This is a genomic window from Citricoccus muralis, assembly GCF_029637705.1.
Lineage (GTDB): Bacteria > Actinomycetota > Actinomycetes > Actinomycetales > Micrococcaceae > CmP2.
On record NZ_CP121252.1, the window covers coordinates 1,599,426 to 1,623,490 of the forward strand.

22 protein-coding genes and 1 tRNA gene are annotated in these 24,065 nt (G+C 64.5%); 21 read left to right on the forward strand and 2 right to left on the reverse strand.

Going from position 1 to position 24,065, the window contains the following annotated elements:
- Positions 1-3 precede the first annotated feature (3 nt).
- The 9 genes from def to hisF all read left to right on the forward strand — a co-directional run bounded on the left by def (position 4) and on the right by hisF (position 7,291).
- Positions 4-582: a peptide deformylase gene (gene def, locus P8192_RS07335; RefSeq protein WP_270105327.1), complete on the forward strand. Its 579-nt coding sequence runs from the start codon at positions 4-6 to the stop codon at positions 580-582.
- Positions 582-1,544, forward strand: coding sequence for a methionyl-tRNA formyltransferase (gene fmt, locus P8192_RS07340; RefSeq protein WP_278155815.1), 963 nt, complete (start codon positions 582-584; stop codon positions 1,542-1,544). The genes def and fmt overlap by 1 nt, the downstream gene beginning before the upstream one ends.
- Positions 1,541-3,175, forward strand: coding sequence for an RsmB/NOP family class I SAM-dependent RNA methyltransferase (locus P8192_RS07345; protein WP_278155817.1), 1,635 nt, complete (start codon positions 1,541-1,543; stop codon positions 3,173-3,175). Before fmt ends, P8192_RS07345 begins: the two co-directional genes overlap by 4 nt.
- Entirely contained in the window at positions 3,168-3,854 is a 687-nt protein-coding gene (gene rpe / locus P8192_RS07350) for a ribulose-phosphate 3-epimerase (protein ID WP_278155819.1), read from the forward strand. The genes P8192_RS07345 and rpe overlap by 8 nt, the downstream gene beginning before the upstream one ends.
- Complete coding sequence (pnuC, locus tag P8192_RS07355) at positions 3,851-4,588, forward strand: nicotinamide riboside transporter PnuC (protein WP_270105323.1); 738 nt, start codon at positions 3,851-3,853, stop codon at positions 4,586-4,588. Before rpe ends, pnuC begins: the two co-directional genes overlap by 4 nt.
- Positions 4,589-4,637: 49 nt before the next feature.
- Positions 4,638-5,237 (forward strand): hypothetical protein, encoded by a 600-nt coding sequence (locus P8192_RS07360; protein WP_278155822.1) that lies wholly within the window; start codon positions 4,638-4,640, stop codon positions 5,235-5,237.
- Positions 5,238-5,287: 50 nt separating this feature from the next.
- Positions 5,288-5,551, forward strand: coding sequence for a phosphoribosyl-ATP diphosphatase (locus P8192_RS07365; RefSeq protein WP_270107575.1), 264 nt, complete (start codon positions 5,288-5,290; stop codon positions 5,549-5,551).
- A gap of 78 nt (positions 5,552-5,629) precedes the next feature.
- Positions 5,630-6,481 (forward strand): ATP phosphoribosyltransferase, encoded by an 852-nt coding sequence (hisG, locus tag P8192_RS07370; RefSeq protein ID WP_278155823.1) that lies wholly within the window; start codon positions 5,630-5,632, stop codon positions 6,479-6,481.
- Positions 6,482-6,520: 39 nt separating this feature from the next.
- Positions 6,521-7,291 carry an imidazole glycerol phosphate synthase subunit HisF gene (gene hisF, locus P8192_RS07375; protein WP_278155826.1) on the forward strand — a complete coding sequence of 257 codons (771 nt, stop codon included), beginning with the start codon at positions 6,521-6,523 and terminating at the stop codon, positions 7,289-7,291.
- 15 nt (positions 7,292-7,306) lie between these two features.
- Here hisF and P8192_RS07380 read toward each other — a convergent pair whose 3' ends face one another.
- Positions 7,307-8,029: a TIGR03085 family metal-binding protein gene (locus tag P8192_RS07380; protein ID WP_278155828.1), complete on the reverse strand. Its 723-nt coding sequence runs from the start codon at positions 8,027-8,029 to the stop codon at positions 7,307-7,309.
- Positions 8,030-8,095: 66 nt separating this feature from the next.
- Here P8192_RS07380 and hisI point away from each other — a divergent pair, with 66 nt between their 5' ends.
- The 11 genes from hisI to pyk all read left to right on the forward strand — a co-directional run bounded on the left by hisI (position 8,096) and on the right by pyk (position 22,989).
- Positions 8,096-8,446, forward strand: a complete 351-nt coding sequence (gene hisI / locus P8192_RS07385) for a phosphoribosyl-AMP cyclohydrolase (RefSeq protein WP_270105317.1) — start codon at positions 8,096-8,098, stop codon at positions 8,444-8,446.
- Entirely contained in the window at positions 8,439-10,025 is a 1,587-nt protein-coding gene (locus P8192_RS07390) for an anthranilate synthase component I (protein WP_278155831.1), read from the forward strand. The genes hisI and P8192_RS07390 overlap by 8 nt, the downstream gene beginning before the upstream one ends.
- Positions 10,022-10,720, forward strand: a complete 699-nt coding sequence (locus tag P8192_RS07395) for a Trp biosynthesis-associated membrane protein (RefSeq protein WP_278155833.1) — start codon at positions 10,022-10,024, stop codon at positions 10,718-10,720. Before P8192_RS07390 ends, P8192_RS07395 begins: the two co-directional genes overlap by 4 nt.
- Before the next feature lie 105 nt (positions 10,721-10,825).
- Positions 10,826-11,119: an HGxxPAAW family protein gene (locus P8192_RS07400; RefSeq protein WP_278155835.1), complete on the forward strand. Its 294-nt coding sequence runs from the start codon at positions 10,826-10,828 to the stop codon at positions 11,117-11,119.
- Positions 11,119-11,940, forward strand: coding sequence for an indole-3-glycerol phosphate synthase TrpC (trpC, locus tag P8192_RS07405; RefSeq protein WP_278155837.1), 822 nt, complete (start codon positions 11,119-11,121; stop codon positions 11,938-11,940). Before P8192_RS07400 ends, trpC begins: the two co-directional genes overlap by 1 nt.
- Before the next feature lie 58 nt (positions 11,941-11,998).
- On the forward strand, positions 11,999-13,342 hold the full coding sequence (gene trpB, locus P8192_RS07410) for a tryptophan synthase subunit beta (RefSeq protein WP_278155839.1): 1,344 nt from the start codon (positions 11,999-12,001) through the stop codon (positions 13,340-13,342).
- Positions 13,342-14,154: a tryptophan synthase subunit alpha gene (gene trpA / locus P8192_RS07415; RefSeq protein ID WP_270105310.1), complete on the forward strand. Its 813-nt coding sequence runs from the start codon at positions 13,342-13,344 to the stop codon at positions 14,152-14,154. The genes trpB and trpA overlap by 1 nt, the downstream gene beginning before the upstream one ends.
- A 2-nt stretch (positions 14,155-14,156) precedes the next feature.
- Positions 14,157-15,164: a prolipoprotein diacylglyceryl transferase gene (lgt, locus tag P8192_RS07420; protein WP_278155842.1), complete on the forward strand. Its 1,008-nt coding sequence runs from the start codon at positions 14,157-14,159 to the stop codon at positions 15,162-15,164.
- A 148-nt stretch (positions 15,165-15,312) separates the two neighbouring features.
- The gene (gene gltB / locus P8192_RS07425; RefSeq protein ID WP_278155845.1) at positions 15,313-19,929 is read left to right on the forward strand and encodes a glutamate synthase large subunit; all 4,617 of its coding nucleotides are present in this window, start codon (positions 15,313-15,315) and stop codon (positions 19,927-19,929) included.
- Positions 19,922-21,388, forward strand: coding sequence for a glutamate synthase subunit beta (locus P8192_RS07430; RefSeq protein ID WP_278155847.1), 1,467 nt, complete (start codon positions 19,922-19,924; stop codon positions 21,386-21,388). The genes gltB and P8192_RS07430 overlap by 8 nt, the downstream gene beginning before the upstream one ends.
- A gap of 86 nt (positions 21,389-21,474) precedes the next feature.
- On the forward strand, positions 21,475-22,989 hold the full coding sequence (gene pyk / locus P8192_RS07435; protein ID WP_270105305.1) for a pyruvate kinase: 1,515 nt from the start codon (positions 21,475-21,477) through the stop codon (positions 22,987-22,989).
- A 205-nt stretch (positions 22,990-23,194) separates the two neighbouring features.
- Here the strand turns inward: pyk and P8192_RS07440 are convergent, their stop codons facing one another.
- Positions 23,195-23,830, reverse strand: a complete 636-nt coding sequence (locus P8192_RS07440; RefSeq protein ID WP_278155849.1) for an ANTAR domain-containing response regulator — start codon at positions 23,828-23,830, stop codon at positions 23,195-23,197.
- 96 nt (positions 23,831-23,926) lie between these two features.
- Here P8192_RS07440 and P8192_RS07445 point away from each other — a divergent pair.
- Positions 23,927-24,008 (forward strand) — tRNA-Leu (locus P8192_RS07445).
- The last annotated feature ends 57 nt before the right edge of the window (positions 24,009-24,065 follow it).

The window sequence follows — 24,065 nt, forward strand, 5'->3', positions numbered from 1 at the left end:
ACGGTGAGTATTCTGTCCATTCGCACCGTTCCTGATCCCGTGTTGCGCACCGTGTCTGATCCTGTTCCCGCCGAGCGCTGGGGCACGGAGAAGTTGCATGCGCTGATTGCCGACATGTTCGAGACCATGCGTGCTGTGAAGGGCGTCGGCTTGGCCGCGCCTCAAATCGGTATCAACCAGCGCATCTTCGTCTTTGATCTGGAACGTGAGAGCGGAGTGGTGATTAACCCCACCCTTGAGCTTTCCGAGGAACTCACGGAGGAACCGGGCGAGGGATGTTTATCTGTACCCGAATTGCACTATCAGCCACCGCGCGCCTTCTCCACAACGGTTCGGGGCGTCGACGCCGACGGGGCTGAGATCAGTTTTTCGGGTACCGGATTGCTGGCACGCTGCTTCCAGCACGAAGTGGATCATTTGGACGGGAAACTCTTCGTGGATCGGCTGGTGGGGGAACAACGCAAAGAGGCGCGTCGTCGGATGTCGGCACCGGACTATGGGGCGGCTACCGCCCAGACCCAGGCAGGACGAGAGTCGGGTCTGACTTCTAGTTTCGGGCTCCGTGGACAGGGGAGTCGCTGATGAGTACTCGTGTTCTTTTTGCCGGAACTCCCCAGACCGCTGTGCCTTCGCTCAACGCGCTGATCGACGCAGGAATAGATGTGGTGGGGGTTTTGACCCGCCCGGATGCGCCGGTGGGACGGAAGCGGGTCCTGACGCCATCACCCGTGGCCGCGCGAGCCGAAGCGCTTGGACTGCCCGTGATCAAGGCCTCGCGTCTGAGCGGTGAGGATGGACTAGCCGCACTGGAACAGCTTCGCGCCTGGGAACTCGACCTGGCCGTAGTCGTCGCTTATGGCGGCCTGGTGCCGGAATCCGGACTGAATATTCCTCGGCTGGGCTGGGTGAACCTGCACTTCTCGCTGTTGCCCGCCTACCGCGGTGCGGCCCCAGTGCAGCACGCGGTGATCCAGGGGGAAACCATCACGGGTGCTTCCGTGTTCCAGTTGGAAACTGGCCTGGACACCGGACCAGTCTTTTCCACTCTCGAGCACCCCATTGCCCCCGACGCCTCCTCCGGAGAGGTGTTGGCCGCCCTCGCCGATTCCGGGGCTGCATTGCTGGCCCGAACGACAGGAGAGATCCTCGCTGGAGGTGCTGTCGCCGGGTCTCAGGTTGGCGAGCCGAGTTTCGCACCGAAACTGAGCCTGAACGACGGGGCGATCGATCCAACGGAGTCGGCCGGTGCAGTGGCAGCGCGCATCAACGGCACCACCCCAGAGCCCGGCGCCTGGGCGCTACTCGGCCCGGACGGGTCTGCCCGGATTAAGTTCGGCGCGGTGTCTCCAGCTCCGCACGTGTCTGTGGACGGGCTAGCTCCAGGGGCACTGATACGAGAAAAACGAGCCGTGCATTTGGTGTGCGCGGATGGTGCGGTGACGCTGGGCCAGGTGCAGCCGGCCGGGAAGAAGATGATGAACGCGGTGGATTGGGCTAGAGGCCTCGCCGACGACGCCCGAATCGAAGCAGGTGCCACAGGATGAGCCAGTCTCCACGCCAGGGCCAATCGGGCAGGCCAGACCGCCGAAACCGCTCCGGCGGTGACCAACAGCGACGCAATGCCCAGGGGCGCACCCGTAACCGAGGCACCAGCGGTGGTCCGCGCCAATTCTCCGCCAACGCGCCGTCGCAACGTCGTCGGACGGCTGATCCGTCTCGTCTTGTGGCGTTTGAGGTGATGCGTGCGGTAGCTCGGGATGATGCCTACGCAAACCTGGTGCTCCCGCATCGGATTCGCCAGCATCGACTCGATCATCGTGACGCCGGGTTTGCCACCGAGCTCACCTACGGGGCGCTGCGCCTGCAAGGCACTTATGATGCGATCCTGACTGAGTGCGTGGACCGACCGCTGAAGGACCTCGACGTGGATGTGCTCGTCGCCTTGCGGTTGGGTGGCCACCAGTTGCTGAGCATGCGTGTTCCCGCTCACGCCGCATTGGATTCCACGGTGGCCTTGGTCCGCAGTGAAATCGGCGCAGGGCCGTCCGGGCTGGTCAACGCGGTGCTGCGCAAAGTCTCCGCGAAAGACCTGGACACCTGGCTCGCAGAGGTGGCCCCTGGCGACACCGATGACGCTGTGGCCGTGCGTAGCGCGCATCCGCGGTGGATCGTCCGCGCACTACGCCAGGCACTCGTGAGCCATGGCCGCCCTGCTGACGAGCTCGCCGATCTACTGGCGGCCAACAACACGGCACCCATCGTCAACCTGGTATCCCTACCAGGCCTCGGCGACCTAGAGCCGGTGCTAGAGCAGGGGGCCCAGCCCGGACCCTTGGCGCCGGACTCGGCCCTCTACCGCGGTGGTGATGCCGCACGGCTCCCCGGCGTTAAGGAGGGCACCGTGCGTGTTCAAGACGTCGGATCCCAGTTGACGGCGCGGGCGCTCGTGGCCACACCGCGTGCCGCGGGGTCTCCGGAGACGGAGGCCACGCGGGAAGGCGAAGTGTGGTTGGATCTGTGTGCCGGGCCCGGCGGTAAGGCAGCACTGCTGGCCGCACTGGCCGCGGAACAGGGGGCCACTTTAGTGGCGAACGAGGTGGCGCCGCATCGTGCCCGGCTCGTCGAGAATGCCCTGGCCCCGGTACCGCACGATTCCTGGACCGTGCGCACGGGTGAAGGGCAGAGTATCGGTGCTGATTATCCGGATGGCTTTGATCGGATTCTGCTCGATGCGCCGTGTACCGGGCTGGGTGCCCTGCGGCGGCGCCCAGAATCCCGGTGGCGTCGGCAGCCCAGCGACCTACCCACGCTGACCAGCCTGCAACGCGAACTGCTCGAGGCAGCCGTGGGTGCCCTGCGACCCGGTGGCGTGCTGGCCTATGTGACCTGCTCACCGCACCAGGCCGAAACCATGCTTCAAGTACACGATGTGCGTCGTCGTCACCCCGACTTGGAGCTGCTGGATTCCCAAGCCACCCTGGCCGGCGTCGCGGTGACCACGGAGGACGGCGAATCCACGCTCGCCCTGGAATTGCTGGGAGCGCGTCCCGAGACCGGCACCGGAACGACCGCTCAACTGTGGCCGCACCTGCACGCCACGGATGCCATGTTCCTAGCGCTTTTCCGTAAAGCCCCGACCTCTGCTGATGACCTGGAGGACCCATCCGATGGCTGAGCTACAGCGTTCCGTTCACCTGCACCCATCGATCCTGTCCGCCGACTTCTCCCGGCTGGGTGAGGAGATCGCGCGCATTCCCAGCGCTGACGCAGTGCACGTGGATGTCATGGACAACCACTTCGTGCCCAATCTCACGCTCGGGTTGCCGGTCGTGGAAGCCATTCGACGCGCCACGAGCCTGCCGTTGGATATCCACCTGATGATCTCCGACGCCGATCGCTGGGCTCCCGGCTACGCCGAGGCCGGGGCGGAATCAGTGACCTTCCACGCAGAAGCCTCTGGCGCACCTATTCGTTTGGCCCGTGAGTTGCGCGCCCGCGGTGCCCAGGCCGGGATGGCGCTCAAGCCAGCCACCGCGCTGGAGCCGTACCTCGACATGCTCACCGAGCTGGACATGTTGTTGCTCATGACGGTCGAACCTGGTTTCGGCGGTCAGGCCTTCCTCGAGGTGGTCTTGCCGAAGATCCGTCGAGCGCGTCAGGCCGCCGATGATGCGGGCGTTCCCGTGGCCGTGCAGGTCGACGGTGGGATCTCGGCACAGACCATCACTGCGGCCGCCGAGGCGGGGGCCGATGTTTTTGTGGCGGGATCGGCCGTGTATGGGGCTGATGATCCGGATGCAGCCCTGATTGCGTTGCGTGATCAGGCGGCAGCGGCTCAAGGAAGTTGCGGATGAACTGGCTCATCGACCTCTTCAACTGGACCATCCCGGTGGGTGGTGGCGGACTGCTGATGCGCGAAGTGGTCGGCAACGTCTTCGGTCTGGCTTCGGCCCTGGGAGGCATGCGCCGAAAAGTGTGGGCCTGGCCGATCGGCATCATCGGTAATGTTCTGCTGTTGACTGTGTTTCTCTCGAGTTGGTTCGGTACAGAGGGCGCGGTGGACCTGCTGGGCCAGGCGGGCCGCCAGATCATGTTCATCGCCGTGTCCATTTACGGTTGGCGTCAATGGCGAGTTGCACGCCGAGAACGCGCTGTATCACAGTCCGAGGGGGCATCATCGACGGCCATCACTCCGGAATGGGCCGGTTGGCCAACCCGGCTGGGTCTGATTGCGGCCCTGGTGATCGGTACCGTCGCCCTGACCCCGGTGTTTCGAGCATTGGGCTCATGGGAACCGGTGTGGGCCGACGCCTGGACTTTTGTTGGTTCACTGCTGGCGACCTGGGGGATGGCGAAAGGCTGGGTGGAGTTCTGGCTGATCTGGGTGGCCGTCGACATTGTCGGTGTGCCATTGCTCTTCAGCGCCGGCTACTACGCCTCCGCCCTGATGTATCTCTTCTACGGCGGATTCACGCTCGTCGGTTTCTTCGTCTGGGCTCGAGCCCGGGCTAACGAGAAACCCGAAGTCGAAACGGTCATGCCCGACCCAACCCTGCAACGTCGACAGCGCACCGAGTCCGGAGATTAAGAGGAAGGCGGGCAGGGACCTGTCCCGTGAATGATGAAGGAGTCGCCGTATGAGCGCACCGGAAGTTCGCAGGAACCGTCTGATCGGTCCCACCTCATTGGCCGGTGTCTTTGTAGGGTCGTTGTTCGCGATCAGCGCTTGTGCCGATGAGCCGCCACGGGCGGTGATGAACGACTATCTCGTCTTCTCACAGGAATCACCAGAGGACGACGCTGAGCTCCTCGAGCGGTTCCAGGGGTTCGCCTCCGATCTCGATCTCAGCACCCTGCGCCAGGTTGGTTCCGATGGCGATGTCCGATTCTTCACCGGGATGGCCAGCACGGAAACCGAGGTTGAGGCCGATTCAGGTGACATCGCGGCAGACCGGCTGTGTTTCATCATCGACCACGGTCCCGATTCTGCTGCGTCCATGACGTGCCCGACCATCGAAGGGTCCGAGCAGCCCGTCGCCTGGCTCTGGTCCAGCACCACCACCGGCAGCGTCGAAGCGTATCTGGTGCCCGACCAGAACCAACTCGACCTCCCTGAGGGGTGGCGTCAGATCAGCCCGAACATCCTCGTGATCGAACGCTCCGAGAGCACAGCCGACGCGGCCACCGTGATGATCGACAACGAACAAGTCGAGCTCACACGCGGCGGTAAATCTTAACAGGGGGCCCTGAGTTCCGACTCCGGGGCAGACATGGATACTCTATGACTGTGAAAACCTTCGAAGAGCTCTTCGCCGAACTGGCTGACAAGGCCCAGAACCGCCCCGCTGGTAGCGGCACCGTTGCCGAACTGGACTCCGGGGTCCATGGGATCGGCAAGAAGATCGTCGAAGAGGCGGCCGAAGTCTGGATGGCGGCCGAGTATGAATCCGACGACGCCGCGGCCGAGGAAATCTCGCAGCTGCTCTACCACACCCAGGTGATGATGCTGGCCAAGGGCCTGACCCTAGACGACGTCTACCGACATCTCTGAGCGAGAACGTAGCCACGCTACGTCGTTGTGACCGATCGAATCATCTGACCGCCGCTGAATCCCAGGAGAACCACATCTATGCTGCGCATTGCCGTGCCGAACAAGGGCGCCCTGTCTGAAGCCGCCCGCGACATCCTGCAAGAAGCCGGATACCGCCAGCGTCGTGACACCAAAGAGCTGGTGATGATCGACCCGGAGAACGAGGTCGAATTCTTCTATCTGCGCCCCCGCGACATTGCCGTCTACGTGGCAGGCGGATCGCTGGATGTTGGTCTGACCGGCCGAGATCTGTATCTGGACGCCCAGGTGGGCGACGACGCCGAAGAGCTGCTGTCGCTGGGCTTCGCCCGCTCGACGTTCCGCTTTGCCGCTCCCGCCGGGAAGTACACCTCGCTGGAGGACCTGGCCGGTAAACGCATCGCCACCAGCTACGACGGATTGCTGGAGGACTACCTGAAGGGCCAGCACATTCAGCCCGAGCGCATTGTGCACCTCGACGGCGCCGTCGAGTCGGCGGTGTCCTTGGGCGTGGCCGATGCTATTGCGGATGTCGTGGAAACCGGTAACACCCTGAAGGCCGCGGGCATGGACACCTTCGGCGAGGCGATCATGACCTCGGAAGCGATCCTGATCGGGCAAGCGGGTAAGACCCCGGAAGGTCTGGATGTGCTGATGCGCCGTCTCCAGGGTGTGCTCGTGGCGCGCCGGTACGTGATGATCGACTACGACGTACGTCGGGAGCACCTGGACGAAGCCAGCGCGGTGACCCCGGGTCTCGAATCACCCACCATCTCTCCGCTACAGGACGAAGACTGGGTCGCGGTGCGCTCCATGGTGCGCAAGGATCAGATGAACAAGGTCATGGATCAGTTGTATGCGCTGGGGGCACGGGCCATCCTCGCCTCGGCTATTCACGCCATCCGCATGTGATGGTGACCTCGCTGTACGCCGCTAGCTGAAGGAGTCAGAATGACCGTAGCCATCCGAGTGATTCCCTGCCTCGACGTCGATGCGGGGCGTGTGGTGAAGGGCGTTAATTTCGCCGGACTGCGCGACGCCGGAGATCCCGTCGAATTGGCACGCCGCTACAACGCTGCCGGTGCCGACGAGATCACCTTCCTCGACGTCACCGCCTCTTCCGGTGACCGCCAGACCACCTACGACGTCGTCTCCCGAACCGCCGAGGAGATCTTCATCCCGTTGACCGTGGGCGGGGGAGTACGCACCGCTGACGACGTGGACCGCCTGTTGCGCTACGGCGCCGACAAGGCGTCCATTAACACGACTGCCGTTGCTCGTCCCGAGGTGATCGACGAAATCACCCAACGCTTCGGCTCCCAGGTGTTGGTGCTCTCCCTGGACGCGCGCCGCACGAACAACCCAGAGGTTGCTTCCGGCTTCGAGGTCACCACGCACGGCGGGCGCACCGGCACCGGCATCGACGCCCTGGAATGGTGCCGCACCGCCTGTGAGCGCGGGGTCGGGGAAATCCTGCTCAATTCGATCGACGCCGATGGCACCCGGGAAGGTTTCGACCTGGAGATGATCCGAGCCGTGCGTCAGGTGACCACTGTCCCCTTGATTGCCTCCGGTGGCGCCGGTGAACCTCACCACTTCCCGCCCGCTATCGATGCCGGCGCTGATGCGGTCCTCGCCGCCTCGATGTTCCACTTTGGACCCGACGATATGATCGCCCAGGTCAAGGACGCTATTCGCGCTGCGGGTCACCCTGTGCGCTAAGACTGCTGGCCGCGCTTAGGCGGCGTCGACCAATACGAGTGCGTGCTCGGTTCGACCGAAAGCGTGCATCACCAGTTCACCGGCCGGACCTGAAATATAGGTGCGTGACCCCACGGACCCAGCCGCAGAGGTCGCGCGCCGTGCGCCAGGGACGAGCGTTTTCAGCGGATTCACCTCAATGCTGTCACCGTTGGTCCGCACCAGCGTGGTGCCATGGGTCGTTTTCCGGTAATGCACCCGGGCCACCGCACGTAGTTGCCGGAACAGCGCGTCCGCGTATTCCTCGGACAGCCGACGCGGAGCCCAGCGCGGCTGTGCGCGTCGCACGTCCTCGGTGTGGACATAGAACTCCAGCAGATTCGACAGTTCAGAAAGGCGGCGGGCCGGTCCGGTGCTACCCAATCGAGTCAGCACCCGGGAACCCCGAGCGCGGGCCGCCACCGGGGGACCGGTGGCAATGCGTTCCACGAGGGCGGAAAACTCGTGCGGGGTGGAGGCGCGATCTCCCAAGGCCATCGTCTTCCCGCCCAGGGGCCGGGAGAGGGGACGGACCAACAATCCCGCGGCCAGTGGGGACATTTCGCGCAGGTGAATATGTGCCGCGAGGTGTTGCGTCTGCCACCCTTCACACAGCGTGGACTGATTCGGCCCGGCTGCTAACAACGCGGAAACGAGAGCATCACGCGAGGCAAGGACGAGGTCTTCATCGTCCGGATGGACGTCGTCGTGGTCCTTCACACCTCGAAACGTAGCACGAAGCCATGACCAGCGTCAGCACGGTATCGCCCCTAGACTAGAGAGATCATGACAACACCTACGCTCGATCCGGCCATCGCCGAACGCCTCAAGCGCAACGACGCCGGACTGATTGCCGCCATTGCCCAGCAGCACGACACCGGGGAGGTGCTGATGCTCGGTTGGATGGACGATGAGGCGCTACGCCGTACCCTGGCCACCGGACGAGCGACGTACTATTCCAGGTCGCGGCAGGAGTACTGGCGCAAGGGCGATACGTCGGGACACATCCAGGAAGTTCTCTCAGTGTCGCTGGATTGCGATGGCGACGCGCTGTTAGTGCAGGTGAATCAGCATGGTCCGGCCTGCCACACCGGCACCCGCACCTGCTTTACCGGGCGGGAGCTGCCCCATGCGTGATCTCGGAAACGTACATCCCAACCGCGGAGAGTTCCAGGCCCTGTCGAACCAACACACAGTGATTCCAGTCACGATGACAGTGTTGGCCGATGCGATCACCCCGGTCGGGCTCTACCGGCGTCTGGCCAACGACCGCCCCGGCACTTTCCTGATGGAATCCGCTGCCCAGGGTGGCGTCTGGTCGCGCTACTCCTTCGTCGGGGCCGGCAGCGCGGCCACCTTGACCGAGCTCGACGGCGAAACGGTCTGGCAGGGCACGCCCCCGGCGGGAGTGCCCATCGAAGGCGACCCGCTGGATGTCCTCGACGCCACGCTACGCTTCCTGGCCTCGGATGCCCGCAACGCCGTCGCCCCGGACCTGCCCAACCTTGTGTCGGGTCTGGCCGGGTACCTGGGCTGGGAGACCATCCGGCACTGGGAGAAGCTGCCCGAACCGCCGCCCCAAGACGTGAACCTGCCGCTGCTGGCCATGAACCTGATCACCGACCTGGCTATTCACGATCAGGTCGACGGCACAGTCACCCTCGTCGCCAATGCGATCAATCTCAACGGGCTGGAATCCGGGGCCGAGCAGGCTTATGACGATGCGGTGGCGCGGCTGCACTCGATGGCGCAACAGCTCGCCCGAGGTGCGGATGACCCCGTTTCGGTGGCCCCTGTCGGTTGGCTCGACGTCGACGTGACTTCCCGAGTGCACGACTCCTGGACCAAACAGAGCTTCCTGGACGCTCTGGATGATGCGCATCAGGCAATTGTCGACGGCGAGATCTTCCAGATCGTGCTCTCCCGCCGCTTCTCGACTGAGACGGAGGCTTCCGGACTCGATGTCTACCGGGTGCTGCGGGCCATGAACCCGAGCCCCTACATGTATCTGTTCACGTTCGACCGCCCGGATGGATCCGGCACCTTCCACATTGTCGGGTCTTCCCCGGAAGCCCTGGTCACCGTGAATAACGGACACGTCGTCACCCACCCGATTGCCGGCTCGCGTCCCCGTGGCGCGACCGTGGAAGACGACCGGCTGCACGAGAAGGACCTGTTGCACGACGACAAGGAGCGCGCCGAACACCTGATGCTCGTTGACCTCTCCCGCAATGACCTCTCCAAGGTCTGCACTCCGGGGACCGTACGCGTCACCCAGTTCATGGAAGTGGAACGGTTCAGCCACATCATGCACCTGGTCTCCCACGTGGAGGGCACCATGGAGTCCGGGCGTACCGCACTGGATGTGCTCGGGGCGACCTTCCCAGCCGGCACGCTTTCCGGAGCGCCAAAGCCGCGCGCCCTGCAGTTGCTGGAGCAGTGGGAACCGCAGCAGCGCGGGGCCTATGCTGGGGTGATCGGATACTTCGATCTGGCCGGCAATATGGACATGGCCATCAATATCCGTTCTGCCACGCTCGTGGACGGCGTCGCCTATGTTCAAGCCGGTGCTGGTATCGTGGCCGATTCCGACCCGGAAGCCGAGGCCGCCGAAACCGTGGCCAAAGCCAGCGCACCCTTACGAGCCGTAGTGGCGGCGTCCAGGCTGACCAGTCTGGACAGCACCGGACAGTCATCATCCTCAGGAGACGCGTGAACCCGACGAACGAGACCACTTCGGTCCCGGACACCCAGCCGACGCCGAAGATCACCCGCGGGCGCGCCGTGCTCGTGGTGCTGATCGCCGGTGTGATGGCGTTGCTGGCCTCCACTCAGGTGTGGCTGGTCGCCACCGACATCGAAGCACTACCCGACACCGCGGTGGAATCCACCGGCCAGCAAGCGGCCGGTGCGGTGACTGCCATGGCGCTGGTGGCCATGGCCGGTGGCGTTGCACTATCGATTGCCGGGCGGATCGCCCGCGTTATCATCGGGGTCTTATTGGCCGCCTCGGCTGCATTACTGGCGGCTTCCACCCTCGGCGTCGTCATGAACCCCGAGAACGCAGCGCAACCGCGGGTGGCGGAACTTTCCGGGCTGACCGACCCGGCGGGACAGGTCACCATGACCTGGGCTCCGTGGCTGGCGCTGCTCGCATCGTTGTTGATGCTGCTTTCCGCCGTCATCGTGATCATCAGCGGGCGCCACTGGCAGACCACCCGCAAGTACGACTACGACACGGCGGCCACCGCAGAGGAGGACTCGGAGAGCGACACAGACACCGTGTTACGCCCCGAGGCGGTTACCACCCCGTCCCGTCAGGACCGTCCCGACGCCGCGCGACGCGCCCAATCCCGGGTGGAGGAGATCGACGCGTGGGACGAACTGTCACAGGGCAAAGATCCCACGTGATCTTCCCGCTTCGCAGCGGGGTTCATGGCAGAATGGAAGCAGATCGCACTCGCATACGGTCGGCCGCGGCGCCGGGCCAGAGGTACTGAAGGAAAAGGAAGTTCGATGACGACGCAGGAATCTGTCCACACCGACCAGGTCACCATCACCGAAGACGGCCGGGTGGTGAACGACCCCACCCACGCCGAACCGATCGGCCACGGCAATTCGCCGGCCGCCTGGTCCATGGTGTTCTTGGTGCTCGCCGGCGTGCTCGTTGCCGGTGTGGGCATGCTGATGTGGAACATGGTGATCGTCGGTATCGGCGCCGCCATCGCCGTGGGTGGCGTCGTGCTCGCGTTCGTGCTGCGCCAGCTGGGTTACGGCGTCGGCGGTTCGAAGACGAAGTCTCACCACTGATGACCACAGGATCCCTGAGCGGCACCGTCCTCGACCGTATCGTTGAGGGGGTCCGCGAAGACCTGGCCGAACGCCGTCGTGCCGTGCCTTTGACCAAGGTGCAGCGCGCAGCAACGGAGGCAACACCGGCTCTGGACGCCCACGCCGCCCTGCAGGGTGGCCGGGATGACACATCCGGAGTGCGCATCATCGCCGAGGTCAAGCGTTCCAGCCCCTCGGCCGGAGCCCTGGCCGAGATCAGCTCACCGGCGGATCTGGCACGGTCTTACCAAGCGGGAGGCGCCGCAGCGATTTCCGTGCTGACCGAGCAGCGCCGATTCGGCGGTTCGCTAGCCGACCTTGACGCCGTCCGTGCGGCCGTCTCCATCCCGGTGCTCCGCAAAGACTTCATGGTCGATGAGTACCAGTTCCACGAAGCCCGCGCCCACGGTGCCGATCTCGTACTACTCATCGTGGCCGCCCTGGATGACGCCCAGCTGCGTGATTTCCTCGCGCTGAGCCACGAGCTCGGCATGCACGCCCTGGTGGAAACCCACACCGTGGAGGAAATCGAACGGGCCATGGCCGTGGGCGCCCGCATCGTCGGCGTCAACGTGCGTAACCTCAAGACCCTCGACGTCGACGTCGACCACTACTCCGTACTGGCACCCCACCTGGATGATTCCGTGGTGCGGATCGCCGAATCCGGTGTGCGTTCGGAACGCGAGGTGGCCGATTATGCCGCCCGGGGCGCCGACGCCGTGCTGGTGGGGGAAGCCCTGGTCAAACACGGCGACGCCACCGCAGCCATCCGGGATTTCCGGGCCGCCTCGCGCCCCTGAACCCCGGTCCCCTCCACCGGCCGGAGCTGATCCGGTCGCCCCAAGCAAGGGAAGTGACATGACAGATTCTCGCGACCACCGTCCAGCAGGGTCCCTCGACCACGAGGGCACCTATCGCAATGCAGAGGGTCCGTACTTTGGCCCCTACGGCGGACGATGGATGCCGGAATCGCTGATCGCCGCCCTCGAGGAAGTGGAGCGGACCTTCAACGAGGCCCGTCAGGACCCGGAATTCAACGCGGAGTTGAACGCACTGTTTACCTCCTATGTGAACCGGCCGTCGCTCCTCACTGAAGTGCCGCGCTTCGCCGCTGACAGCCCCGGGGTTCGGATCTTCCTCAAGCGCGAAGACCTCAACCACACCGGCTCCCACAAGATTAACAATGTGATCGGTCAGGCGCTGATCGCCCGGCGCATGGGCAAAACCCGTTTGATCGCCGAGACCGGTGCTGGCCAGCATGGTGTGGCCACCGCGACGGCGGCCGCTTTGTTTGGTATGGAATGCACCGTGTACATGGGCGAGGAAGACACGCGCCGCCAGGCGCTGAACGTGGCGCGCATGGAGATGCTCGGCGCCACCGTGGTGCCGGTGACGTTCGGAGCGCGCACTTTGAAGGATGCCATCAACGAGGCCCTGCGGGATTGGGTCGCCTCTGTGGATACCACCCACTACCTGCTCGGCACCGTCACCGGGCCCCACCCGTTCCCCGCTATGGTGCGCTATTTCCACCAGGCCATTGGCGAAGAGGCCCGGGCTCAGATCCTGGAGCAGACCGGACGCCTGCCCGACGCTATCGCCGCTTGTGTGGGTGGCGGTTCCAACGCCATCGGACTCTTCCATGGGTTCTTGGACGACGCCGAGGTAGAGATTTTCGGTTTCGAAGCCGGCGGTGACGGCATGGACACCGGACGCCATGCCGCCCCGATCACGCAGGGGCGCACCGGAGTGTTGCATGGGGCCCGCACCTACCTGATGCAGGACGAGGACGGCCAGACCGTCGACTCCCATTCCATCTCCGCGGGCCTGGACTATCCAGGGGTGGGCCCCGAACATGCCTTCCTGCACGACACCGGCCGCGCCCAGTACGAGCCGATCAACGACGTCGAATGTATGGATGCCTTCCGGCGCCTCAGCCGCACCGAGGGCATTGTGCCAGCCATCGAGTCCTCGCATGCCCTGGCCGGTGCACTGAAGATCGCCCAGCGCTGGCACGAGGCAGGCCTCGTCTCGGAATCGACTCCGGCCGAGGAGCAGCGCACTATTATCGTCAGCCTGTCCGGCCGCGGCGATAAAGACGTGTCCACCGCAGCGAAGTATTTCGGGATGCTCCCGGACGAGACCACCCCCGACGGCGGAGACGAAGAGGCCATCGCCGCCCGCCCCGAAGGAGCACAGGACTGATGACTACTTCCACTTCACGCTGCACCGAGGCCATCGAAGCCGCCCGCGCCGCCGGGCGCACGGCCCTGATCGGCTATCTGCCCGCCGGATACCCCACGCTTCAGGACTCCATCGAGGCCGCGGTGGAGTTGGGTAACAACGGTGCCGACATCATCGAGATCGGCATCCCGTACTCCGACCCGGTGATGGACGGTCCCGTCATTCAGCACGCCACCAGCGAGGTGCTCGCCGCCGGATTCCGTGTCGACGACGTGTTTACCTTGATTTCGGCGATCACGCAGCGCACCGACGCCGTCGTCGTGGTGATGACCTACTGGAACCTGGTGGACCGGATGGGTGTGGACGTCTTCGCCCGCCGCCTCGCCGAGGCCGGGGGAGCCGGCATCGTCACCCCGGATCTGGTTCCAGAAGAGGCGGAGGAGTGGTTCGCCGCCTCCGACCGCTACGGACTCGACCGGATCTTCCTCACCGCGCCCAGCTCCACTGATGAGCGCGTCACTAAAGTTGTGGAAGCCTCCCGCGGTTTCGTGTACGCCGTCTCCGTGATGGGCGTGACCGGAGCTCGCTCCGAGGTCTCCACCGCCGCCGAACGGGTGGTGCAGCGTGCACACGACGCCGGCGCCCCGCGCGTCTGCGTCGGACTCGGCGTGTCACAAGCGGAGCACGTGCGTGAGATCGGCGCCTACGCCGACGGAGCGATTGTCGGCACCGCCCTCGTCGCCGCCCTGCGAGACCACGGACCCCGCGCGGTCGGCGAGCTCGCTGCAGAACTCGCCCGCGGTACCCACCGAACAGCAACAACCCAGAGGTGAGCATGCTCTCCACCACCGCGTCCGCCCTGCTGAACCCCGTGATAGCCGCCATTCCTGCCCCCACGATCAGCGAAATCCCCTTCTGGCCGCGGCCCATCCAGCTGTACGCGCTCTGTCTCATCACCGGTGCGGTTGCCGCGTTTATTCTGGGTAGCCGGCGCTGGAAGAACCGCGGCGGACACGAAGGTGCGATCATCGACGTCGGCATTATTGCCGTGGTGTTCGGCATCATCGGCGCCCGGCTCTACCACGTCTTTTCCTCACCGGATGCATATTTCGGGCCCGGTTTTGACGGCACCGGGGATCCCCTCAAGATTCTCTACATCTGGAACGGTGGACTCGGTATCTGGGGCGCGATCGCGCTTGGCGCCGTGGGCGCGTGGATCGCCTGCCGGATTCACGGGATTCGGTTCTCCGCCTTCGCCGACGTGGTGGCCCCCGGCATCCTGTTGGCTCAGGCGATCGGCCGACTCGGCAACTATTTCAATCAGGAACTCTTCGGCGGCCCCACGGAGGCTCCCTGGGGCCTGACCGTGGACCCAGATCACCCGAACTTCCCGGCGGAATTCCCCGCGGACACCCTGTTCCACCCCACGTTCCTGTATGAAATGGTCTGGAGCCTCGTCGGTGTGGCTCTGCTGTTGTTGCTGGACCGCCGTTTCCCTCTGCGCCGCGGCATGATGGTCTGGCTCTATGTCGCCTGGTACACCCTGGGGCGTACCTGGATCGAGATGCTACGGATCGACGACGCCCAACTGATCACCTTCTTCGGGATCGAACAGCGCCTGAACGTGTGGACATCGCTGGCCATGTTCCTGTTGGCCATCGGGTTCCTCGTGTACCTGTGGGTGACCCGTCCGCGGACCCCAGAGGCGCGCACCAGCGCCGACGCGATCTACGTGCCAGGTCGTGAACGCGGCCCCGAGGGCGCAGAGATCACATCAGATACCGAAGCCGCTACGGATACTTCCATCGAGTCCGAGACAACGGACCAGCCCCGGCGCGGCTGAGTTGCACCGACATCATCCGGTAACATAGATTTAGCGCAGAAAATTTTTCCCGGTGCGTGGCCGGGCCCGATACTCGGGCTTGGGACGCACCGCTGGGGCCAACGGCGTCCCCTTTTGGAGAGCACAGCTCACACAGAAGGGATGCAGTATGACGGACCCCGAGAACTCTCTCAACCCGTTCACCCGCTTCGCTCAGATTCCGCCGGCTCAGGGGCTTTACGATCCCGCCACGGAAAAGGACAATTGCGGGCTAGCGATGATCGCCAACCTGCGCGGCGGACCCACCCATCAGGTCGTTGACCACGCACTGACCGCCCTGCGTGCCCTCGAGCACCGCGGTGCGGTGGGAGCGGACGAAGGCACCGGTGACGGTGCTGGCATCTTGCTGCAGATACCGGACGGTTTCTTCCGCGCCGTCGTCGATTTCACCCTTCCCGAGCCTGGCCATTACGCCGTCGGCATCGCCTTCCTGCCCCAGGAAGAGCCGAGTTGTGCTGCCGCCGTCGCCGAACTCGAAGAACTCGCCCAGGACGAAGATCTCCAGGTGCTCGGTTGGCGTGAAGTACCCGTGGACGAAGACACGCTCGGTTCCGGTTCGCGGGCCACCAAGCCCACTCTGCGGCAGTTGTTCGTGACGATGGCGCCCGGCACCGAAGATCGGGTGGATGAATCCCCGATTGGTGCAAGCCTCAGCGCCCGGGTGTTCCGACTGCGCAAGCGGGCCCAGAACAAGCACGGGGTGTACTTCGCATCGCTGTCGACCAGCACCATCGTCTACAAGGGCATGCTCACCACCGCCCAGCTGGAGCCGTTCTACCAGGACCTCTCCGATGAGCGTTTCGCCACCCGCCTAGCGATCGTGCACTCTCGGTTCTCCACCAACACGTTCCCGTCCTGGCCGCTGGCCCAGCCGTTCCGCACGATCGCCCACAACGGTGAAATCAACACGGTGAAGGGCAACCGGAACTGGATGAGGGCCCGGCAGTCCCAGCTGCTGTCCCCGCTGTTGGGAGATGAGCCGGAGTCGCTGTTCCCGATCTGCACCCCCGGTGCCTCGGATTCCGCCTCGTTCGATGAGGTCGCCGAGCTGCTGATGCTCTCGGGCCGGCCGCTGCCGCAAGCGATCATGATGATGATCCCGGAGGCGTGGGAGAATCACGCCGCCATGGATCCGGACCGCCGGGCGTTCTACCAGTACCATTCCATGTTCATGGAACCCTGGGATGGGCCGGCCGCCGTGTCCTTCACCGACGGAGTAGTGGCCGGAGCCGTGCTCGACCGCAACGGCCTGCGGCCGGCCCGCTATTGGGAGACGCGCGACGGGCTCGTCGTGTTGGCTTCGGAAGTCGGCGTCGTGCGTATCGACCCGGCCGAGATTGTGCGCAAGGGCCGCGTGCAGCCCGGTCAGATGTTCCTCGTCGACACCGAACAGGGCCGGATCATCCCGGACGAGGAGATCAAGAACGACGTTGCCACGAGCCGGCCCTGGGCCCAGTGGGTCGAGAAGAACCTGCTGCCCTTGGAATCGCTACCCCAACGCGAGCACGTGCGCGCCTCCTCGGCGTCGGTGAAACTACGCCAGCGGACGTTCGGGTACACCACCGAAGAACTGCGCATCCTCGTGGGTCCCATGGCCCGCACGGGCGCCGAACCCCTGGGCGCAATGGGTACCGACACGCCAATTGCCGTGCTCTCGAAGCGTCCGCGGCTGCTTTTCGACTACTTCACCCAGTCCTTCGCCCAGGTCACCAACCCACCCCTGGATGCCATCCGTGAGGAACTCGTGACCTCCATGCGCACCGGCATCGGGCCCCAGGGCAATCTGTTGTCCACGGAGCAGGTGACCACCGAACAGATCAACCTCGACTTCCCGGTGCTCGACAATGTGCAGGTCGCCCGGATTCTGCACCGTCGCGACGAGCACGGTACTAAGCAGACTCTGAAGGTCCGCGGGCTGTACCGTCCCGATGGTGGGGCGGAAGAACTCCGCCGTCGGTTGCAAGAAATCTGCGAGCAAGTCTCGGCCGCCGTGAACCGCGGCGTGAAGTACGTGGTGCTCTCCGACCGCGATTCCAACGCCGCGTGGGCTCCGATCCCGTCGCTGCTGTTGACCTCCGCTGTGCACCACCACCTGCTCAACTCTGCCAACCGGACCAAGACCTCCCTGCTCGTCGAGGCCGGCGACGTGCGCGAGGTCCACCACGTGGCAGTGCTGATCGGATTCGGCGCCTCCGCGGTGAACCCCTATCTGGCCATGGAATCGGCCGAGGACCTGGTGCGCCGCGAGGAGATCACCGGGGTCAGCACCGAGGACGCCGTCAAGAACCTAATCAAAGCGCTCGGCAAGGGCGTGCAGAAGATCATGTCCAAAATGGGAATCTCCACGGTTTGCTCGTACTCCGGGGCGCAAACCTTTGAAGCCATGGGCCTGTCCCAGCGCCTGGTGGACCGCTACTTCACCGGCACGTACTCGCCGATGGGCGGAGTGGGCCTGGACGTGATTGCGGCTGAGGCTGCTCAGCGTCACCGGGCTGCTTATCCACTGGATGGCAACGACATCGACCCGTACCGCGAACTCGAGACCGGAGGTGAATACCAGTGGCGCCGCGAAGGTCCGCCGCATCTGTTCAACCCCGAGACCGTATTCCGGCTGCAGCACGCCACCCGCACCCGCCGCTACGACATTTTCCGTCAGTACACCGAGCTGGTAGACAACCAGGCCGCCGACCTGATGACCCTGCGCGGACTGTTGACCTTCAAATCAGGTCAGCGACCGGCGGTGCCGATCTCCGAAGTGGAACCCGTCTCCGAGATCGTGAAACGCTTCTCCACCGGGGCCATGAGCTATGGCTCGATTTCCCAGGAGGCGCACGAAACACTGGCTATCGCCATGAACCGACTCGGCGGTAAGTCGAACTCCGGTGAGGGGGGCGAAGATCCGGAGCGCCTGCTCGATCCGGAACGTCGCTCCGCTATCAAGCAGATCGCCTCCGGGCGATTCGGGGTCACCAGTTTGTACCTGGCGACGGCAGATGACCTGCAGATCAAGCTCGCCCAGGGCGCCAAGCCGGGGGAGGGCGGCCAGCTGATGGGCACCAAGGTGTATCCATGGGTGGCCAAGACCCGGCATTCCACCCCAGGGGTGACCCTGGTGTCGCCGCCGCCACACCACGATATCTACTCCATCGAGGACCTCGCGGAACTGATCTACGATCTGAAGCGCTCCAACCCGGCGTCGCGGGTTCACGTCAAGCTCGTCTCCGAGCACGGCGTGGGAACCGTGGCTGCCGGGGTCACCAAGGCCAAGGCCGACGTCGTGCTCATTTCCGGGCATGACGGCGGTACCGGCGCCTCCCCGCTGAATTCGCTCAAGCACGCCGGTGCCCCGTGGGAACTCGGCCTGGCCGAAGCCCAGCAGACCCTGTTGCTGAACGGGTTGCGTGACCGGGTGACCGTGCAGGTTGATGGGCAGCTGAAAACCGGTCGTGACGTCGTGATCGCCGCTCTGCTCGGAGCCGAAGAATTCGGTTTCGCCACCGCGCCACTGGTGGTTTCCGGATGCATCATGATGCGCGTTTGCCATCTCGACACCTGCCCCGTCGGTGTGGCCACCCAGAACCCAACCCTGCGCAGTCGCTACACCGGCAAGCCCGAATTCGTGATCAACTTCTTCGAGTTCATCGCTCAGCAGGTACGTGAATACCTGGCCGAACTCGGCTTCCGTTCCCTGGACGAAGCCATCGGTCACCTGGAAGTGCTTGACATGGACGCGGCCAAGCAACACTGGAAGTCGGAGGGACTGGACCTGGCTCCGATTTTGGAGGGGTACGACGCCGTGGCACTCACCGATCAGGGCACCGCGCTGCGCCGGGCCACCGGTCAGAACCACGAGTTGGACCAGCATTTCGACCACCAGCTGATCCACCAAGCCGAACCGGCCATCGCGCACGGCACACCCACCGAGATCAGCCTCGACGTCATCAATACCGACCGGGCCGTGGGCACCATGCTCGGATACCACGTCACCTCTGCGCGCCTGGATGATGAGCTCGACGACGACGTGATCACCGTGCGGCTGCGTGGTGAGGCCGGTCAGTCGCTCGGGGCGTTCCTGCCCTCCGGGGTGACCCTGCGCCTGTCGGGCGAAGCTAACGACTACGTGGGCAAGGGGCTCTCCGGCGGCCGCATCGTGGTGCATCCGGACGAATCTGCTGTGTTTGACCCGGGCGAGAACGTCGTCGCCGGTAATGTGATCGGCTACGGCGCGACTTCCGGTGAGATGTTCCTGGCCGGTCAGGTCGGGGAGCGATTCCTGGTGCGCAATTCCGGGGCCACCGCGGTGGTCGAGGGCATCGGCGACCACGGCTGCGAGTACATGACCGGGGGCACCGCATTGATCCTGGGACCCACCGGACGTAACTTTGGCGCAGGCTTCTCCGGTGGCACCGCCTATGTCTTGGACTTCAAGCGGGAGCTACTGAACCCGCTGGCGGTGTCCACCGGTGAACTGCTCGTCATCGACCAACTCGACTCCGACGACGTCGAACGGGTCACCGACCTGCTCACCCGCTACGCCGCCGAAACCACATCACAGCTGGCGCCGCGGCTACTCGCGGATCTCTCCGGCACCCTGAACCGCATCACCAAGCTGCTGCCCCGCGACTTCGCCGCCGTGTTGGAGGCACGTGACCATGCGATGGCGGAAGGGCTTGACCCCAACGGCGACGCCGTCTGGAACCGAATCTTGGAGGCTACTCATGGCTGATCCCCGCGGATTTTTGAAGATCACCGAACGTCAGGACCGTCCCTCGCGTCCCGTCCCAGTACGGATTATGGACTTCAAGGACGTCCACGTCCGGCCCAACGAGGCGACCGTGAAAACCCAAGCAGGGCGGTGCATGGACTGCGGCATCCCGTTCTGCCACACCGGCTGCCCGTTGGGGAACCTGATCCCCGAGTGGAACGACCTGGTGCGCCGCGGCCAATGGGAAGAGGCCGGGGCACGGTTGCACGCCACCAACAACTTTCCGGAGGTCACCGGGCGCATCTGCCCGGCCCCCTGCGAGTCCGCCTGCGTGCTGGGCATCAACCAGCCCGCCGTCACCATCAAGCAGACCGAGGTTTCCATCGCCGACCAGATCTTCGATCAGGACTGGCTGGAACCGGTGGTCCCACACCGGCAGAATCACCACACCGTGGCCGTCGTCGGCTCCGGCCCCGCCGGTTTAGCCGCCGCCCAGCAACTGACGCGCGCCGGATTCACCGTCGTCGTCTATGAGCGCGACGACCGTATCGGGGGACTGTTGCGGTACGGGATCCCGGATTTCAAGATGGAGAAGGACATTCTCGACCGGCGCCTGGCCCAGATGGAGGCCGAGGGCACCCAGTTCCGTACCCAGGTCGAGATCGGTACCGACATCGCCTGGGACGAGCTGCGCAACCGTTACGACGCCGTCATCGTGACTACGGGTGCGCCCGTGCCGCGCGAACTGCCCATTCCGGGCCGCGGGCTCGACGGCATCCACGTCGCCATGGATTACCTGGTGCAGTCCAACCGAGTGGTCAACGGGGACACCGTTCCAGATCAGATCAGCGCGGAGGGCAAGCACGTCATCATCCTGGGTGGCGGCGACACCGGTGCGGACTGCATCGGCACCGCCCACCGTCAGGGTGCGGCCTCCGTGACCACCCTGGCCATCGGCGTCCAGCCGCCCACCGAGCGCCCGGAGCATCAGCCCTGGCCCATGACGCCGCAGCTATTCGAGATCGCTGAATCGCATGAAGAGGGTGGGGAACGCACCTATCTGGCGTCCACCGTCGAGTTCTTAGGTGACGAGAACGGACGCGTGCGTGCGCTGAAGGTCGCCGAAACCGAGTACCTTCCCGACGGTCGACGCGTTCCCAAGGCCGGCACCGAGCGCGAGATCCGCGCCGACCTGGTGCTGCTGGCCCTGGGATTCACCGGTGTGGAGACCGAATTGCTCTCCGCACAAACCTCGGTGACGACGACGCAGCGCAACACCATTGCCCGTGCCGCTTCTTACATGACCGACCACGAAGGAATCTTCGTGGCGGGCGATGCCGGCCGTGGTGCCTCCCTGGTGGTCTGGGCCATTGCGGAGGGACGCGCCTGTGCCGCCGCGGTGGACAAGTATCTCGAGGGCTGGTCCGCGTTGCCCTCACCGATCCCGGCGAATACGCAGCCGATCGGGCTGGGGGTCTGACTCCCATCGTGAACCGGGGGCGAACATCAAAAAAAACCGGCTACGGCACGTTACTATGGCGCGCCATCCGACATAGGGTAGAGGGTATGAGACACGCGAAGATCGTTGCCACATTTGGACCAGCCACCCAGGGCTATGACACCACCCGAGCGTTGCTCGAAGCCGGGGTCGACGTCGCCCGGTTGAACATGAGCCACGGTGACCACGCCGTGCATGAGGAAACCTACGCCACCGTGCGTCAGGCATCGGAGGATCTGAAGCGTCCTGTAGCGATTTTCGCGGACCTGCAGGGCCCGAAGATCCGGTTGGGCCGTTTCGCCCAGGGGCCACACGTGCTGGCACCAGGGGATCGGTTCACGATCACGGTCCGCGATATCCAGGGTGACCAAAAAATCTGCTCCACCACCTTCAAGGGCCTGCCCGGCGACGTCGAAGTGGGCGACCTGTTGCTCGTCGACGACGGCAAGGTCACCCTACGCGCCGTCGAGGTCACGGACGATTCTGTCGTCACCGAGACCGTGGTCGGTGGTGCGGTATCCGACAACAAGGGCATCAACCTGCCCGGTGTCGCCGTGAACGTGCCGGCGCTAAGCGAGAAAGACGAAGACGATCTCCGCTGGGCGCTGCGCACCGGCGTGGACATGGTCGCTCTCTCGTTCGTCCGCGACGCCGCCGATATCACCCGGGTGCACGAAATCATGGCTGAAGAGGGCCGCAAGGTACCGGTCATCGCCAAACTCGAGAAGCCTCAAGCCGTGGAGCACCTGCGCGAGATCGTGGACGCGTTCGACGCGATCATGGTGGCCCGCGGCGATCTCGGCGTCGAGCTGCCCCTCCAGGAAGTGCCGCTGGTCCAAAAGGAAGCCATTGAGCTGGCTCGCCGCTGGGCCAAGCCGGTCATCGTGGCCACCCAGGTGCTGGAGTCGATGATCGACAACCCGCGTCCCACCCGCGCCGAGGCCTCCGACTGCGCCAACGCGGTGCTCGACGGCGCCGACGCTGTCATGCTCTCGGGCGAGACCTCGGTGGGGAAGTATCCGATCGAGACCGTACGCACCATGGCGGAGATCATCGAATCCACTGAGACCCACGGGCTCGAGCGCATCCAGCCGCTGGGCTCACGGCCGAAGACGCGCGGCGGTGCCATTACCCGCGCCGCCGTCGACATTGCCGACCGCCTCGACGTGCCGTTCCTGGCGTGCTTCACCCAGTCCGGAGATTCCGCACGTCGTCTGTCCCGCCTGCGCCCGCGTCAGATGGTGTACGCCTTCACCCATGTCCGCCACACCCACAACATCCTGTGCCTGTCGTGGGGTGTGACGCCGCGGATCGTTCCCTTCGTGGATTCCACCGACAAGATGACGGCGCAGGTCGATCGCGAACTACTCAAGGAGGGGCTCGCCGATCTCAACGATCTGGTCGTGATCGCGGCAGGTTCGCCTCCCGGACAGGCCGGTTCCACCAACATTCTGAAGGTGCACCGCATCGGCGACCTGACCGATCTCAATAACACGCGAGTCGATCCCGAAACCATTGCCGAACCGGTTGAGCCGCCGTATCGCGAACCACTAGGTGTTTGGCCGGAGCGTTCCCCGCTCTGACACCCCCGTTTCTCAACAAGGTGGGTCCCTGGTCATATGACCAGGGACCCACCTTTTTGCCCTGGCCGTGGCGGCAGAAACCCAGCAGGCCGTTATCTGGCGAGCAAAAACCCGCAACGTCGCCGAACCCTGCACCCCAGGATCCACTGCTTGGGGCTGCAACGGATAAGTCGGCACAGTGTTCGGCACAGTGTAGGGGAAAGTTTTACTCCCCCATCTGGTCGACGACGGTCTGTGCGACTTCACGCATAGTGAGACGGCGGTCCATAGAGGTCTTCTGAATCCAGCGGAATGCCTCGGGCTCGGTGATTTCCAAGGATGTCATCAGCAGGTTCTTCGCACGGTCAACGAGCTTCCGCGTCGCAAAACGCTCGTTCAGGTCGGTGACTTCGGCTTCTAATGCACGTAGCTCGTCGAAACGCGCCACGGCAAGCTCGATGGCGGGAACCAGATCCTTCTCGCTGAAGGGCTTCACAAGGTACGCCATGACGCCGGCCTCACGCGCTTGCTCGATCAGGTCGCGCTGGCTGAACGCCGTCAACATCACGACCGGGGCGATTTTCTGCTCAGAGATCAGTGCGGTGGCAGAAAGCCCGTCCATGATCGGCATCGAAATGTCCATCAGGATGAGGTCGGGGGAGAGCGTCTCTGCCAGCTCAACGGCTTTCTGGCCGTTGTCGGTCTGCCCGACGACGTCGTAGCCCTGTGATTGCAGGGTCTCTACGATGTCCAGACGGATGATGGTCTCATCCTCGGCAACGAGTACTCGAAGTTTCGCTGGGGCCTCGCCCGACACGTCGTGCTCCGCGGCGACCTGGTCAAAAGAATTCTGTTCGGACATGGATCTCCTCGAGACGGTCGGCGTCGATGGACTTACTAAGACTACTCGGTTTCGGCGGGACCCCGTGTGAGCATGTAAGATAGTCAAGTTGCCCCAGCCCGAATGGCGGAACTGGCAGACGCGCCGCACTCAAAATGCGGTATCGAAAGATGTGTGGGTTCGAGTCCCACTTCGGGCACACCGGCTGAAACAGCGCAAGGGAGCACTCCTCACTCACGAGGATGCTCCCTTGTTC